This window comes from Arenibacter sp. ARW7G5Y1, assembly GCF_003201775.1.
Classification (GTDB): Bacteria; Bacteroidota; Bacteroidia; order Flavobacteriales; family Flavobacteriaceae; genus Arenibacter.
This window is the reverse complement of the sequence record NZ_QJJZ01000016.1, coordinates 41,549-57,342: the sequence shown is the minus strand read 5'-3', so window position 1 is coordinate 57,342 and position 15,794 is coordinate 41,549. Positions and strand designations below refer to the sequence as shown.

General features: G+C 40.6%; 12 protein-coding genes. 10 read left to right on the top strand and 2 right to left on the bottom strand.

Going from position 1 to position 15,794, the window contains the following annotated elements:
* Window positions 1–54: 54 nt before the first annotated feature.
* Together bshC and C7972_RS19405 are read left to right on the top strand one after the other, a co-directional pair.
* On the top strand, window positions 55–1,656 hold the full coding sequence (bshC, locus tag C7972_RS19410; protein WP_110357835.1) for a bacillithiol biosynthesis cysteine-adding enzyme BshC: 1,602 nt from the start codon (window positions 55–57) through the stop codon (window positions 1,654–1,656).
* Between the two features lie 79 nt (window positions 1,657–1,735).
* Window positions 1,736–3,106: an aminotransferase class V-fold PLP-dependent enzyme gene (locus C7972_RS19405; RefSeq protein ID WP_110357873.1), complete on the top strand. Its 1,371-nt coding sequence runs from the start codon at window positions 1,736–1,738 to the stop codon at window positions 3,104–3,106.
* A 7-nt stretch (window positions 3,107–3,113) separates the two neighbouring features.
* Here C7972_RS19405 and C7972_RS19400 read toward each other — a convergent pair whose 3' ends face one another.
* On the bottom strand, window positions 3,114–3,659 hold the full coding sequence (locus tag C7972_RS19400) for a pyridoxamine 5'-phosphate oxidase family protein (protein WP_110357834.1): 546 nt from the start codon (window positions 3,657–3,659) through the stop codon (window positions 3,114–3,116).
* A 417-nt stretch (window positions 3,660–4,076) separates the two neighbouring features.
* On the opposite strand from C7972_RS19400, the gene guaA reads away from it, so the two are divergent.
* The 4 genes from guaA to C7972_RS19380 all read left to right on the top strand — a co-directional run bounded on the left by guaA (window position 4,077) and on the right by C7972_RS19380 (window position 8,677).
* Complete coding sequence (guaA, locus tag C7972_RS19395; RefSeq protein ID WP_110357833.1) at window positions 4,077–5,609, top strand: glutamine-hydrolyzing GMP synthase; 1,533 nt, start codon at window positions 4,077–4,079, stop codon at window positions 5,607–5,609.
* Between the two features lie 139 nt (window positions 5,610–5,748).
* Entirely contained in the window at window positions 5,749–7,914 is a 2,166-nt protein-coding gene (locus C7972_RS19390) for a LysM peptidoglycan-binding domain-containing protein (protein WP_258364899.1), read from the top strand.
* Window positions 7,915–7,919: 5 nt separating this feature from the next.
* Complete coding sequence (locus C7972_RS19385) at window positions 7,920–8,159, top strand: hypothetical protein (protein WP_146216353.1); 240 nt, start codon at window positions 7,920–7,922, stop codon at window positions 8,157–8,159.
* Entirely contained in the window at window positions 8,147–8,677 is a 531-nt protein-coding gene (locus C7972_RS19380; protein WP_258364898.1) for a DUF922 domain-containing protein, read from the top strand. The genes C7972_RS19385 and C7972_RS19380 overlap by 13 nt, the downstream gene beginning before the upstream one ends.
* Window positions 8,678–8,719: 42 nt before the next feature.
* Here the strand turns inward: C7972_RS19380 and C7972_RS19375 are convergent, their stop codons facing one another.
* Window positions 8,720–9,589, bottom strand: coding sequence for a hydroxypyruvate isomerase family protein (locus tag C7972_RS19375; RefSeq protein ID WP_110357829.1), 870 nt, complete (start codon window positions 9,587–9,589; stop codon window positions 8,720–8,722).
* Window positions 9,590–9,889: 300 nt separating this feature from the next.
* Here C7972_RS19375 and C7972_RS19370 point away from each other — a divergent pair, with 300 nt between their 5' ends.
* The 4 genes from C7972_RS19370 to mnmA all read left to right on the top strand — a co-directional run bounded on the left by C7972_RS19370 (window position 9,890) and on the right by mnmA (window position 15,793).
* Complete coding sequence (locus C7972_RS19370; protein ID WP_072862729.1) at window positions 9,890–10,123, top strand: DUF3820 family protein; 234 nt, start codon at window positions 9,890–9,892, stop codon at window positions 10,121–10,123.
* Window positions 10,124–10,186: 63 nt separating this feature from the next.
* Entirely contained in the window at window positions 10,187–11,812 is a 1,626-nt protein-coding gene (locus C7972_RS19365; RefSeq protein ID WP_110357828.1) for a CTP synthase, read from the top strand.
* Between the two features lie 119 nt (window positions 11,813–11,931).
* Window positions 11,932–13,788: a membrane protein insertase YidC gene (gene yidC, locus C7972_RS19360; RefSeq protein ID WP_110357827.1), complete on the top strand. Its 1,857-nt coding sequence runs from the start codon at window positions 11,932–11,934 to the stop codon at window positions 13,786–13,788.
* Between the two features lie 814 nt (window positions 13,789–14,602).
* Complete coding sequence (gene mnmA / locus C7972_RS19355; protein WP_110357826.1) at window positions 14,603–15,793, top strand: tRNA 2-thiouridine(34) synthase MnmA; 1,191 nt, start codon at window positions 14,603–14,605, stop codon at window positions 15,791–15,793.
* Window position 15,794 lies beyond the last annotated feature (1 nt).

Here is a 15,794-nt window from a genome sequence, read left to right as displayed (position 1 = left end):
TAGGAACTGAAAAAAGGGATAATTTTATCTTTACCAGCTATTACCAATATTTCTATGGAAGTCGAATGTATACCCTTTAAAAAAACTGGTTATTTTTCCAATTTAATATGTGACTATCTTGATGGGAAGGAATGTTTGTCCCCATTTTATGGGAGGCCACCTCAAATAGATCAGTTTGCGGAGCAGATCAAAGCCAAGCAAAATTTCCCTAAGGCCCATCGTGAAGTGCTGTATTCGGTTCTGAAAAACCAGTATAAGGATGTTGATGTTTCGGAGGATACCAGGGTGAATATATCGCTCCTTAAGGAAGCCTCTACATTTACGGTAGTAACAGGGCATCAATTAAACTTGTTTACCGGGCCATTGTATTTCTTGTACAAGATCATATCTACCATTAATTTGACCAAAGAACTGAAGCTGGCCAATCCGGAAAGTAACTTTGTGCCTATTTATTGGATGGCGACCGAAGATCATGACTTTGATGAAATAAACTACTTCAATTTCAAGGGAAAAAAATTACAATGGAATAAAAATGTTTCAGGTGCGGTAGGGCCTTTGGCAACCGATGGACTGGAATCTATCCTAGAGGCTTTTTCCAATGAAATGGGCAACAGTATAAATGCCGGTAAACTTAAGGAATGGTTTAGTAGGGCATATTTGGAGCACGATAACCTTACGGATGCCACCCGTTTTTTGGCCAATGAACTTTTTGGCGAACACGGTTTGGTTATTTTGGATGGGAACAATACGGCCTTAAAGCGTTTATTGGTACCTTATGTAAAGCGCGATTTGCTGGAAAATGCTACGTACAATAAGGTGGTTGAAACCATAGATCAACTACAGCAACTTCCGGAAAAATATGGTATACAGGTCAATCCAAGGGAAATCAATTATTTTTATTTGATCGATGGGGTCCGTGAGCGGATTGTGGAGCAGGATGGTAGATTTTATATAAATGATACTAAAATTGAATTTAGCAAAGAAGAAATTCTTGCGGAATTGGAGAATTATCCTGAGCGATTTTCGCCGAATGTCATTACCAGACCTCTTTATCAGGAGGTGATTTTGCCCAATTTGTGTTATATAGGTGGTGGCGGCGAATTGGCGTATTGGTTGCAATTGAAACCCATGTTTACCGAAATGAAGGTGCCTTTTCCAATATTATTGCTGCGAAATTCGGCCTTGGTCATTACAGGGAAGCAGATGGATAAATTAAGGAGAATGAATATTTCCCTTTCCGATATTTTTTTAAAGCAAAGTAGTTTTATAAACAAAAAGATTAGGGAAATATCCAATATTGATATCGATTTTTCACCCCAAAAAAAATATTTACAGGAACAGTTCAAGGAATTGTACGACTTGGCCGCCCAAACGGACGCCTCCTTTTTGGGGGCGGTTAAAGCTCAGGAGGTGAAACAGTTAAAGGGGTTGGATAATTTGCAGGCCAGATTGCTGAAGGCGCAAAAAAGGAAGTTACAGGACCATGTAGTGAGAATGACGGATATTCAGAATCAACTTTTCCCCAATAGATCACTGCAAGAACGCAACCTTAATTTCTCAGAACTTTATTTAGAGTATGGAGAGCGACTGATTCCGCATTTGATGAAGGCACTCAGGCCACTTTCCGGAGAGTTTTCCATTGTAAAAATGGATTGATCTACACTGGTTTATTGCACTTCCGGGCAGACTTGTAGATAGGCAAAAAGCTTATATTTGTTAAAAACAGACTATGTCCATGCACAAAATAGACTTTGAAATGGTGGAAATGACATTGGATGTCATGAAATACGCCATTGGTCGAATTACCCACCCAGCTCCTGAATTGGGCAAACCTAAAAAAGAAGAAGAGTTAAAGAGCTTGGTTGGGGAAACAATAACTCCCGATGGAATAGGCGGGGAAAGGGCTTTTCAGTTGTTTAAAGAGGTACTTATAAAAGCTACCGTACCTATTGATCACCCCAGACATTTGGCATTTGTACCGGCCTCACCTACAAGAGCGGCGGTCATGTTCGATCTGGTAACTTCGGCATCAAGTATTCACGGAGCGTATTGGATGGAAGGGGCAGGGGGCATATTTTGCGAAAATGAGGCTATGAAATGGTTGGTGACCTTAACTGGTTTGCCAAAGGGATCGTTCGGGGTATTTACCAGCGGCGGAACGGCTGCCAATTTATCGGCCATGGTAACTGCTAGGGAAAATTGGAGGAAGAATCCGGGGAATGTGAATAAAAAAGGCTTGATCATAACCTCATCCGGAGCCCATTCATCGGTAAAGTCGATGGCCAAGGTGATAGATTGTGATGTGCTTTTGGTGGAAACCGAGGAAAAGATGACCGCAGAGGCCCTAAGTGAAAGATTAAATTCCTTGGATGCCCAACAAAGGGATAGGTTATTTGCCGTTGTGGCAACTGGGGGTACCACAAACGCTGGTATAATAGATGATTTGTCCGGTATTGCCGAAATTTGCAAGACCGAAAACCTTTGGTTCCATGTGGATGCCGCCTATGGAGGGGGCGCCTTGGCCTCTAAATCGGCCCGGCCCTTGTTTCAAGGGATAGAAAGGGCTGATAGTATTACCATTGACCCGCATAAATGGCTTTTTTCACCCTATGATTGTGGGGCCATAATTTATAAAAATCCGGAATTGGCCAAGGAAGCGCATTCGCAGGAAGGTTCCTATTTGGAAATATTTAAGGATGAGGGTGCCCATGGTTTTAACCCTTCGGATTATCAAATACAATTGACACGTAGGGTCAGGGGATTGCCGCTTTGGTTTTCACTGGCCATGCACGGGACCGATAAATATTCATGGGCAGTTGATCAGGGTATTGGGTTGGCCAATTTGGCAGGGGAATTAATAAATAGGCACCCCTTGGTGGAATTGGTAAGGGAGCCAAGTCTTTCCTGTGTTTTGTTTAGAAGAAAGGGATGGTCTCCAGAAGATTATACCCAATGGACCTATAAAAATCACCGGGAAGGTTTTGCCCTTGTAACGCCCACCAAGTATAGACAAAAGGGTGTTTATGAAACGGCGGCTCGTTTTTGTTTTATTAATCCGGATACCACGGAGAAGGATATCTCGATGATATTGGATTCCATGGCCTAGAATGGTGTTAGGGCACCAAGTATTCACTTTCCCATTGTACACCTACTTTGGAGAATCGGACCCTAATATGGTGGGGTTGACTTAACTTTAGATATTCAATTTTGTAGGGTGTAATCTCTACAAGACAGAAATGGTTTTCTTCACTCAAATATTCAAGATTTTGGGGGTTGATTAAATTACTCCCAGGAGACCTGCTAGTAGTGTATTGCTTTTTTGCGTAGCTGTCCAGTTTGCTCCAATATTGCTCTTTGGTGGCATCGTCATCTTTGTAGGTGGCCGTGCCTTCGATTTTTAATTGAAGCAGTTTACCTGGATGGTATAGGAGTAGGCTAACCCTTTTGTTTTCTTTTATATGGGTAATTTTTTTTGAGCGCTTATCGGTATAAAAAATCAGTAGTAGATTTTCGGAAACTTCCCTCAATACGACAGTGCGTAAACGGGCTACCTGGTCCAACCCTACAGTGGCAAGCGTGAAAAAACGAAAGGGATGGTCTTTTTCCTTGGGGGCCTTTTGTAGTTCTTCCTTTATTTCCTCTAAATAATCGGTGGCCATGATAAACTTTTTTAGGTTTATTAAAGATAAAAATAAATGTTGGAGTAGGGTATTTCTTTTCTCAGGTGTTATAGATATAAATTGCTATGAATTTGAAAATAATTTCTCAGGAAATTGTGAGTACTAATAATTAGCTAATTGGTTTAGGTTGGTTTTGATTAGTAAGCCCGGTTGGTTACCGGGCTTTTTTTGTGCTTATATTAAAAAATCTTTGCAATTGAGCCAAATTTTCACCCTGTTCCAATTGGATTGTTGTGGGTTACGGGCAATTTTTGTGTTTTTTACGGCTTTAATGAAGCCCTTGTTTAATAGGCTATATCGACAAATAGCCTCCCCAATAACTTGCTGTTTATAAGTTTTGTGATTATTATACCCAAAAGATACTTTTTCAAAAATTTCAAATTACTATTTTTGCCCATGCAAAATAACGTCCTCATATTAGATTTTGGTTCCCAGTATACGCAGCTCATCGCTAGAAGGGTCAGGGAACTTAATATTTTCTGCGAAATAAAACCGTACAACCATTTGCCCGAAGATTTATCGGAATACAAGGCTGTTATCCTTTCTGGATCGCCTTTTTCTGTTAGGGGGGATGAAGCTCCACATCCTGATCTATCCCAGATCAAAGGGAAGAAACCTCTATTGGCAGTTTGTTACGGAGCCCAATATTTGGCGCACTTTAACGGTGGCAATGTGGCTCCTTCCAATACCCGTGAATACGGCAGGGCAAAATTGTCCTTTATAGATCACAGTGAATCCTTTTTTCAAGGGATTTCTGAAGGAAGCCAGGTTTGGATGAGCCATAGCGATACCATTAAAAAATTACCTGAAGGAGCCATTAAATTGGCAAGTACCCATGATGTGGAAAATGCGGCCTATAAGTTAAAAGGGGAAGATACCTATGCCATTCAATTTCATCCGGAAGTATATCATACTACCGATGGGAAGAAATTGTTGGAAAACTTTTTGGTACATATAGCTGGGGTGGCCCAAACATGGACCCCGGATTCTTTCGTTGAAACTACCGTTGCGGAATTAAAGGCTAAAATTGGAGGTGAAAAGGTAATACTTGGGCTGTCCGGGGGGGTGGACTCCACAGTAGCCGCAGTCTTATTGCACAGAGCAATTGGAAAACATTTACACTGTATTTTCGTTAATAATGGACTGTTGAGGAAAAACGAGTTCCAATCGGTATTGGACCAATATGAAGGAATGGGATTAAATGTGAAGGGTGTTGACGCTTCGGCACGTTTTTTGGATAGTCTGGAAGGGGAAAGTGATCCTGAGAAGAAAAGAAAGACCATTGGAAGGGTCTTTATTGAGGTCTTTGATGATGAATCCCATTTGGTGGAAGATGCAAAATGGTTGGCACAAGGAACAATATATCCCGATGTTATAGAATCTGTCTCTGCCACGGGAGGTCCGTCAGCCACCATTAAAAGTCATCATAATGTTGGTGGATTGCCAGATTATATGAAATTGAAGGTAGTGGAGCCCTTACGAATGTTGTTTAAAGATGAGGTTAGGCGTGTTGGTGCCAGTTTGGGAATAGATAAGGAGTTGTTGGGAAGGCATCCCTTCCCTGGACCAGGCTTGGCCATTCGCATCCTTGGGGATATTACACGCGAGAAAGTGGCTATTTTGCAGGAGGTAGATGCCATCTTTATCAACGGATTAAAGGAATGGGGACTTTATGATAAGGTTTGGCAAGCAGGGGCTATGCTTTTGCCTGTGAATAGTGTAGGTGTAATGGGAGATGAAAGGACTTATGAAAAATGTGTAGCTTTAAGAGCGGTGGAAAGCACGGATGGTATGACGGCCGATTGGGTAAATTTACCCTATGAGTTCCTTCAAAAAACCTCCAACGACATTATCAATAAGGTTAGGGGTGTAAATAGAGTGGTTTATGATATTAGTTCCAAACCACCTGCAACGATCGAATGGGAATAATTTGAGAGCTAGTACCAAGGAATTATGAATTTCCGGCTGTGCATTATTTTTTAGTTTTAATTATAACATTGTTGTATTTATGTTCGTTCTCAATTTTGTACATGGCATATTTTAAATAGAACAAATAAAATCTATACTTGTGAAAATATTTGGAAAATTAATATTGACGACATTTTTATTAATGTTGGTGAGCATCAATGCAATTGCACAAAAATTCACTACCCATTCCGTTAAATCGGGGGAAACATTGGAAAGTATCGCAAAAAGATACAATGTTAGCGAGCAAGGAATATTACATTATAACAAGGAGCTAAAAAAGGGCCAGGCTCTAAGGGCCAATACTATTTTGGTAATACCATCTTCCAATGGAGCGGGTGTAAAAAGTGATAGCGTTTCAAAGGTAGATGCCTTATTGCAGGCATTACAAGTTGACGAGTCCAACCCTAAGCATCGGGAGCCAATAGGATATACTTCGCACAAGACCAAAAGAAAGGAAACCTTGTTCGGAATTGCCAAACGGTACAATATCTCGGAGGATGAAATTAAACGGTACAATAAAGAGCTGTACTCCGTTCAATTGAAAAAAGGCATGATTCTTAAGATACCCAAGTATAAAAGGGTAGACCCATCCGAAAAGGCATACATTGAAGAAAATTATGAAATCTATACGGTACAACCCAAGGAAACGCGTTGGAGTATAGCCAATAAGTACGGGATTACTATAGATAGCTTACTGGTGTTAAATCCTAAATTGTCCAAAATAACCGATTATCTGTCCTCTGGGCAAGAGTTGCTATTGCCCAAGATACTGGGGAGCTCCATTGAGGATCAGGATACCCAACTGTACAATTCATATACGGTTCCGGCCAAGCAAACTTTTTATAGTTTGGAGAAAAAATTTGGATTAACGGCCAACGAAATAATAGCCTTGAATCCTGAAATAAAAGAACGGGGAGGGTTAAAGGAAGGTATGGTCCTAAGGATTCCGGCGAAAAAGATTGAGACTGGTGAGGTCAATATTGATAATTACAATTTCTATGAGGTGAAACCAAAGCAAACCGAGTTTTCACTTACGCGCAAATTTGGTGTTACCTATACGGAGTTATTGGAACTAAATCCAGAGTTAAAGGATGGATTAAAGGCTGGTATGGTCTTGAAGCTTCCCAAGGCCCAAACAGGGAATTTTGATGTAAAAAATGCCCTTATCCTGGATAAGATCAATTTAAAGGACAGCATCAATACGCTAAACCGCCCAAAATTGGTATTTCTTTTGCCTTTTAGATTGGACAGATTGGATCTAAACGACAATGCAGCTACCAAAAGTGCCATTGAGAACAGAAAGGATGTAAAATATAGTTTGGGACTTTATTCCGGGGCCATGGTTGCCTTGGATTCCATAGCCAAACTCGGAATCTCCGTTGATGTTAAAACCTATGATACCCAATTGAACCTAAATCGCACCAAGGGCATATTGCAAAAGGAGAATTTAATGGGGGTATCGGCAATTTTCGGGCCTTTGGAGACCCAATCCCTAAAAGAGGTAGCGCTGCAGGCCTCTGAATATGGAGTGCCCGTGGTTGCGCCTTTATCGGATAAAAGCGATTTAAGTTTGAACAATGTGTTTTTCGCCCTTCCTTCGGAAAAGGTCATGCAGGAACATATGATGACCTATGTAGAGGGACTAAGGACAAATGAAAACGTTATCATAATTGCCGATCAAAAGAACAAGGCTACCGAATCTGCTTTGTTAATGAAGTTTCCTGGGGCTAAAATAGTAGCTTTAAAGGAAGATCGTTCAGTGGATATCCAGAAAATCACCAAAATATTTTCTTTGGAGACGGAGAATTGGGTGTTTTTGGAAACTGATCAGGCAAATGTGGTTTATCACGTAGGCTCTTTGCTTAATTCAATGATAAATGAGGATATTAGCATACGCCTTTTTACCACGGATAAGAACAAGGCCTTTGAAAGTGAAATTGTTTCCTACGCCCATCTTTCCAATTTAAGATTTACCTACCCTTCTGCATCCAGGGAAGTTGGGGAGAATAGTTTTGTGAAATTATATAGGAAGAGGTATGGTGCGGAACCGGATGCTTACGCAATTCGCGGTTTTGACCTTACTTATGACCTACTTCTAAAATTGGCTTATAAAGAAGACTTGGTAAGTGCTTCCAAACTTGTTGGTGAAACCGAATATGTGGGCAACAAATTCAATTTTAACAAAGATATCTCATCCGGGTATTACAACAGGGCTTCCTACATCCTCGGATTTGAGAATATGAATATTGTAGAACTTAAGGATTGATTCCGTTGAAAGGGAAACTAACCTTTGCAGATGGATTTGGTACGAGCTGTGAATTGATGGGGATGGAATCGGAGGATTCCCCTACCGGATTCAAAAAGCATATGGAGGTCTATCCTAGACGGATCGCCAAGATTGTTTCTGGTAAATACGGAAGAAATTTTAAGCATGCGGCAAGTACATATCCTGTGCATAATAGCCCGCATCCATCTATAGTAAGGAATATCATTTTTCAGTGGGAACTTTAACGAAAGTAGTATGGCTTCTTATATGGCTTATGTCCCATTTGGGCTATGCCCAGGAAGATGAGGTGATTTTATGGACCCCGGAAAGAAAATTAAGCTGGTCCGATTTCAAGGGGAGGCCATCCGGTATTTCCAGTGCCGCGGCTATTACGGCCAGTGGTATCTCCTATAGTTTTTCTGCACAAGGGACCAAGGATGCAATGGAACTTGATTTTAAGGTGGACACTTATTTTTATCCGGATAAATCGTGGTACAAGCCTAAATTGGCCAACCCGATCATCCTGGGCCATGAACAATTGCACTTTGATATTTCCGAAGTGTTTGCCCGAAAATTGAGACAAATACTGGCCAGGACCAAATTCACCAACAATGCAAAGGCGGAGGTTAAAGAGATATATAGGAATGTGCTCCGTGAGCTAAACGACTATCAGAACCAATATGACTCAGAGACCAATTTTTCCAGGGATACCGTTCAACAATTAATTTGGAACAAAAAGATAGGAAAAGCACTAAACAATTAACGGGACACCTTTTCAAAAGTATCCCGTTAACCATATTTAACTTTATACGTCGCAAATGGTCACTCCCTCTTTTAGGGCGGCTATTTTATCCTCCCAAGTGGGGATGAATTCTTGGGCCACATGTCCTTTATAACCTGTTGCCAGAATAGCCTTCATGATGGCAGGATAATATAGTTCCTGAGTTTCGTTAATTTCATTTCGTCCGGGATTTCCACCGGTGTGGTAATGCCCAAAGTACGAATGATAGTCTTGGATGTTCCGAATAATGTCGCCTTCCATTATCTGCATATGGTAAATATCATAAAGCAGTTTGAAATTATCGGACCCTAATTTTTTGCATAATTCCACCCCCCATTCGGTGTGGTCGCACATATAATCTTCATGGTTCACCTTGGAATTCAATAATTCCATTTGGATTACCACCCCGTGTTTTTCGGCAAGGGGCATAATCTTCTTTAATCCGTCTACACAGTTTTGTAGTCCAACGGCATCATCCATTCCCCTTCGATTGCCGCTAAAACAGATAAGATTGGTATAACCTGCGGCCGCTACCTTGGGAATCATCTCTGTGTAATTATTAATCAAAGTTTCATGATATTTGGGGTCGTTCCAACCCTCGGTAAGACTTATTTCGGCCCCGTTGCACATGGAGGAATTAATATTGTACTTCTTTAGCAAGGGCCAGTCTTTAGGACCAATAAGGTCTATACTTTTTATTCCCAATTCGTTTAGGGACTTTAGAAAATCTTCAAGAGGGATGCTCCCATAGCACCAATAGCAAACGCTGTGATTAATGTTGTTGTTTAGTTTTGCTTCAATTTTTGTGTTTGTTTGCATGGCATTTCCATTTTTGCAAGCCAGTAGGCCAACCGACGCGGCTGCTGAGGTTCCTATAAATGTTCTTCGTTTCATCTATGTGTTTTTATATGAAGGTCCAGTATGGTTTTTAAAAAGGTTCTTAGATGATATTTTCCGGATATATTGAACTACCTAATATCAGAATGATCAATCCAAATTGTTGATAAAGCCAAATCCAAGGCTAAAATTTATAAATGTAAATTATACGTGTTTAAAGATAGGGGATTTGTCTTAAAAATACGAAATTCCCTATGGGAATATTGAAAATACGTTTGGTATAAAATTAGTATTGGATTTTGATCAAATGCTTGGGTTGCATCTTTGAAGGTCCTATCTTTGGATAGAATCTTTAGTATGAATGTAGTTCCGGACAAGAGGCAATTAATAGAATTGGCCCATTATAGAATGCCATTTGGTAAATTTAAGGGAAGATATTTGGTGGAACTTCCCGAACCTTATTTGGTGTGGTTTCAACAAAGCGGTTTTCCAGAGGGAAAGCTGGGAAATTTGTTACGGGCCATGCTGGAAATTAAAATTAATGGACTTGAGGGCTTAATTCGCAAAATTCAAAAAGATTTTCCCCAATAATACCCATGAATTGTTATAGCAATTCGTATTTTTGCTCGCGTTACGAATTCAACCTAACGCTTCATGTCGCAGACTAAATATATTTTTGTAACCGGTGGGGTTACTTCATCCCTCGGAAAAGGGATTATAGCAGCCTCTCTTGCCAAATTGTTACAGGCTCGGGGTTATAGAACCACTATTCAAAAATTGGACCCTTACATAAATGTTGATCCGGGAACTTTAAATCCCTATGAACATGGCGAATGCTATGTTACCGATGATGGTGCAGAGACCGATTTGGATTTGGGTCATTACGAGCGCTTTTTGAATGTTAGGACTTCACAGGCAAATAATGTAACCACCGGAAGAATTTACCAAAGTGTTATTGAAAAGGAACGCAGAGGTGAATTTTTGGGAAAAACGGTTCAGGTAGTGCCCCATATCACCAATGAAATTAAGGAGCGTATCCAGTTATTGGGGAAAAGTGGGGATTATGATATTGTCATTACCGAAATTGGGGGTACTGTTGGGGATATAGAATCCTTGCCATATATTGAAGCTGTACGCCAGTTGCTGTGGGAGTTGGGCGATAATAATGGGATTGTTATTCATTTAACCTTGGTGCCTTATCTTTCTGCAGCTGGGGAGTTAAAAACCAAACCTACACAACATTCCGTAAAAACTTTAATGGAAAGCGGTATCAAGGCAGATATTTTGGTCTGTAGAACAGAACATGAGATTCCGGATGACTTAAAGGAAAAATTGGCACTTTTTTGCAATGTAAAAAGGGAAGCGGTTATACAATCCATTGATGCATCAACCATATATGATGTACCTATATTGATGCAAGAGGAAGGATTGGATACCGTAACCTTAAAAAAGTTGGCACTACCGGACAATGTAGTGCCCGATCTTACAAATTGGAACCAATTTTTACAGTGGCACAAGAATCCAAAAAATGAGGTGACCGTTGGTCTTATTGGGAAGTATGTGGAATTACAGGACTCTTATAAATCCATTTTGGAATCCTTTATCCATGCAGGATCGGTAAACCATGTAAAGGTAAAGGTGAAATCAATTCATTCCGAACATCTTACGGCCAAGAATGTGGAAAAAAAGATGCAGGGTCTGGACGGAATCCTAGTAGCCCCAGGTTTTGGTGAAAGGGGAATAGAAGGCAAAATTAAGGCAGTGCAGTTTGCCCGTGAAAATAAAATACCATTTTTGGGTATTTGTTTGGGAATGCAAATGGCCGTAATTGAATATTCCAGAAATGTACTAGGTCTAAAGGGAGCAAATTCCACGGAGATGGACGAAAACACCTCTGACCCGGTAATCAGTATTATGGAAGAACAGAAGAATATTGTTAACAAGGGGGGGACTATGCGACTGGGAGCTTGGGACTGTCATTTGGAAAAAGATAGTCTGGTACAAAAGATCTATCACGGAGCTTCCGAAATTTCTGAGCGTCATCGGCATCGTTATGAGTTTAACAACAATTATAAAAAGCAATTGGAGGAAGCCGGGCTGGTTGCCTCCGGGATAAATAAGGAAACTGGTTTGGTAGAAATAGTAGAGGTGCCTGCCCATCCTTGGTTTATTGGGGTACAATATCACCCTGAATACAAGAGTACGGTAGACAATCCGCACCCGTTGTTCGTAGGGTTTATTAAAGCTGCCTTAAAACATCAGAAGGAAGGAAAGCAATAAACTATGCCAGTTTGACATATATAATCTAATTGGGCATATATTTGCAAGCTGATTTAATCCGTTGGGAACGTAGCTGTTGTTTATATCCCTGCCGATAATATTTTAAAATTAAATTTTAGATGGAGGAAAAGAAATTGGATATTAATACCATTATCGGTTTTGTGCTGATTTTTGGTATTCTTATTTTTATGTTTTGGCAGAACCAGCCAACACCGGAAGAGCTGGAAGCGCAGAAGGCAAAACAAGAGCAGCTTGAAGCCGCTGAAATGCAAAAAGCCGATGTAACCAAAGAAGAGGTTGCCCAACCAAAAACAGTTGATCTACAAGATTCTACGGCTGTTGCAAGTTACAAAAGTGCTATAGGTGCCTTTGGTTATACGGCTCCTTCAGAGGGAACAACGGTATTGGAAAACGATGTTGTTTATTTGGAAATAAGCAATAAGGGAGGCCAGATAATCGAGGCAAAGATGAAAGGGTACGTAACCTATGATTCCATTCCCGTTTATTTAATAAAAGATGGCAATGCCAATTTTGCCCTTAATTTTAGTACTTCGGACAACAGGGTATTGAACACCAATGATCTTTACTTTGAACCCACACTTTCCAAATCTGGTGACAATCAGGTGCTTTCCATGAAAGCCAAAGTGGCAGCGGATAAGTTTCTGGAGTATCGCTACGAAATGAAACCAGACGAATATCTCATTGGTTTTACAGTGCGTTCACAAGGTTTAAATGGCATTGTTAATAGTTCCAAACCCATTGATTTGGATTGGAAGATGAAGGCGATCCGCCATTCCAAAAGTATCCAATATGAGAATAGATATACTAGGGTTACCTATAACCACGATGGGGACAAAATAAGTAAGTTGTCCGAAGGTAGTGAGGATGAGGAAACGGAGGTGGATGTGAAATGGATTTCTTACCGTCAACACTTTTTTAGCTCTATACTTACCTATGTCAATAAGTTTGAAACCGCGAAATTGAATTCTGTAAATTTGGTGGAGGAAGAAAGTCACACCCAACAATTTACCAAAGAATTTGCCGCTGTGGTGCCTTTGGAGTTGCAAGGTGGTGAATTTGCCTATAATTTTAACTGGTACTACGGGCCTACAGATGTCAAGGTCTTGGCTCAGTACAAGGAATTGGGGCTGGAAGATTCCATTCCCTTCGGTTGGGGAATTTTTGGATGGATCAATAGATATATATTTACCCCTGTATATACATTCCTTAGTTCGTTCCTGCCTTATGGTATTGCCATAGTGGTCATGACTATTTTGGTAAGACTTATTATGTCACCGGCCACTTATAAATCTTACTTGTCCCAAGCTAAAATGAAGGTGTTGAAGCCTGAAATTACAGAGCTTAATGAAAAGTTCAAGGACAATGCCATGAAAAAGCAGCAGGAAACCATGAAATTGTACAACAAGGCCGGGGTAAGTCCTATGAGTGGCTGTGTGCCTGCTTTGTTGCAGATGCCAATTTTCTATGCCCTGTTTATGTTTTTCCCAACTTCCTTTGCATTGAGACAGAAGCCGTTTTTATGGGCAGATGACCTTTCTTCCTATGATGCCATTGCACAATTGCCGTTTACCATTCCATTTTATGGGGATCACGTAAGTTTGTTTCCAATATTGGCCTCCGTTGCCATATTCTTTTATATGATGATGACAACTGGACAGAATATGCAGACCCAACCCGGAATGCCTAATATGAAATTTATTATGTATTTGTCCCCCTTGATGATGTTGGTTTTCTTCAACAACTATGCAAGTGGACTGAGTTTGTACTATTTTGTATCTAACTTGATCACCATTTTTATAATGTTGGCCATCAAGAATTTTATTTTGGATGAGGATAAGATCCACGCCCAGATACAAGAGAATAAAAAGAAGCCTAAAAAGGAAAATAAGTTTCAGAAAAAGATGAGGGAAATGATGGAGCAGGCCGAGGAACAGAAAAAGTTAGGCAAGAAATAAGACGAAATCCACTTAATATAGAATTAAAGTGCTTGGATTTATTCAAGCACTTTTTTTTTGAATTTTATGGATGTGCTTAAAACCTAGTAGTAAGGTGCCGGAGTCATTCCTTAAGTAAACTACCTCGGGGCAAGCCCGCGAGGCATTCGAAGGATACGAACTTTAATTTACGAGGCAAGCCTTGGGGTATTATACCCTTTTGGCGGTATCAATAAAAACCCCGGCCATTTGGTCGGGGTTTTTAGCATTGGCTTGGTTTAATTTGGTAAGATTTGGGTCTCCAAAGATTGTTTTTTTTTAGGCTGTATAAAACTAATAGTTGTAAAGTGTTCTTTTTAGTATGCTAAAGTGGCTTCTTTTGATGTATGGGTGTTTTTTATAACTTGATTATTCTTCTTTAAGAGGGGGGCTCCACTTTTATCAATATGGTATGCTTAAAAGAAATAGGCACAAGGCCAAATTAATATGGGTCCAGATAATTTATTAGTGAAACTCAATTTTGAGAAGTCAGTAAGACGCACTTAAAATTACAAGTTGAACTAATCCCGCCTTTTTCGGCGGGATCTAGGCTCAATACCTCGCCCCTAGGGTCGATTCATATTATTGGGTTCAGGGCCTGCCTTTGTCGGCAGACAGGCTTGTCCTGAGGTTTAATACCTTTATTGGATGGCAATTGATTATCATTGGGTAAGCACATATCCCGGCAATTGTCATTACACGGTATTTTTGGGGGAAGCAAATTCCAATTTCGTATTTTTGCAGTGTAAGTCATAATTGGTTTGGAACGACTAAGGATAACATTAAATAATTACAGATGCAAAAGGTGGTAGTCGGACTTTCCGGCGGTGTGGATTCCAGTGTTACGGCATATCTATTAAAGGAGCAAGGCTATGAGGTTATTGGCCTTTTTATGAAGAATTGGCACGACGATTCCGTGACCATTTCCAAGGAATGCCCTTGGTTGGAGGATAGCAATGATGCCCTTATAGTGGCGGAGAAGTTGGGAATACCCTTTCAGACAGTGGACTTAAGTGCCCAGTACAAAGAACGTATTGTGGATTATATGTTCAGGGAATACGAAAAAGGTAGAACTCCAAACCCTGATGTGCTGTGCAATAGGGAAATAAAGTTTGATGTATTTATGAAAATTGCTATGCAGCTGGGAGCAGACTATGTAGCAACAGGACACTATTGTAGAAAGGGCATTATAAAAAATGAGGACGGAACGGAGACCTATCGATTGCTGGCAGGTGCGGACGGAAATAAGGACCAATCCTATTTTTTATGTCAACTATCCCAGGAACAACTCGCCAAAACCTTGTTCCCAATAGGGGAGTTACAGAAGCCTGAGGTTAGGAAAATAGCTGCTGATAATGATTTGATCACTGCCGATAAAAAGGATTCCCAAGGATTGTGTTTTATTGGGAAGGTACGGTTGCCAGAGTTTCTGCAGCAGAAATTACGACCCAAAAAAGGGGTAATTGTAGAAGTGCCAGCTGTGTTGGAGCAGTATGGGAGTACGGTTCCCCAGTTTGCCTCCAAATTGGAGGAATTGGCCTTTTTTGCCGAAAAGCCACACTATGAACCAACCGATGGGAAAGTAGTAGGGGAGCACCAAGGAGCCCATTACTTTACCAAAGGACAGCGCAAGGGATTGGACGTGGGGGGCACCAAAGAACCCTTGTTCGTAATTGAAACCGATGTTGACCAAAATGTAATCTATACTGGTCAGGGCAAGAGTCATCCTGGGCTTTACCGTAGAACCCTATTTGTGAACAATGATGAATTGCATTGGGTGCGCACAGATCTGGCATTGGAAGTGGATCAGACCATGGAGGTTATGGCAAGGATAAGATATCGTCAACCATTGCAAAAAGCAACACTTTACAGGGTGGATGCAGGTCTGTATGTAGATTTTGTTGAAAAACAATCGGCTATTACGGAAGGGCAATTTGTAGCCTGGTATATTGGAGAGGAACTTATAGGTTCAGGTGTAATCTCTTAAA

What these genes read in the sequence shown, in the direction of transcription:
- bshC (WP_110357835.1), top strand. Translation starts at nt 55, where the DNA reads ATGGAAGTCGAATGTATACCCTTTAAAAAAACTGGTTATTTTTCCAAT.
- C7972_RS19405 (WP_110357873.1), top strand. Translation starts at nt 1,736, where the DNA reads ATGCACAAAATAGACTTTGAAATGGTGGAAATGACATTGGATGTCATG.
- C7972_RS19400 (WP_110357834.1), bottom strand. Translation starts at nt 3,659, where the DNA reads ATGGCCACCGATTATTTAGAGGAAATAAAGGAAGAACTACAAAAGGCC.
- guaA (WP_110357833.1), top strand. Translation starts at nt 4,077, where the DNA reads ATGCAAAATAACGTCCTCATATTAGATTTTGGTTCCCAGTATACGCAG.
- C7972_RS19375 (WP_110357829.1), bottom strand. Translation starts at nt 9,589, where the DNA reads ATGAAACGAAGAACATTTATAGGAACCTCAGCAGCCGCGTCGGTTGGC.
- C7972_RS19370 (WP_072862729.1), top strand. Translation starts at nt 9,890, where the DNA reads ATGAATGTAGTTCCGGACAAGAGGCAATTAATAGAATTGGCCCATTAT.
- C7972_RS19365 (WP_110357828.1), top strand. Translation starts at nt 10,187, where the DNA reads ATGTCGCAGACTAAATATATTTTTGTAACCGGTGGGGTTACTTCATCC.
- yidC (WP_110357827.1), top strand. Translation starts at nt 11,932, where the DNA reads ATGGAGGAAAAGAAATTGGATATTAATACCATTATCGGTTTTGTGCTG.
- mnmA (WP_110357826.1), top strand. Translation starts at nt 14,603, where the DNA reads ATGCAAAAGGTGGTAGTCGGACTTTCCGGCGGTGTGGATTCCAGTGTT.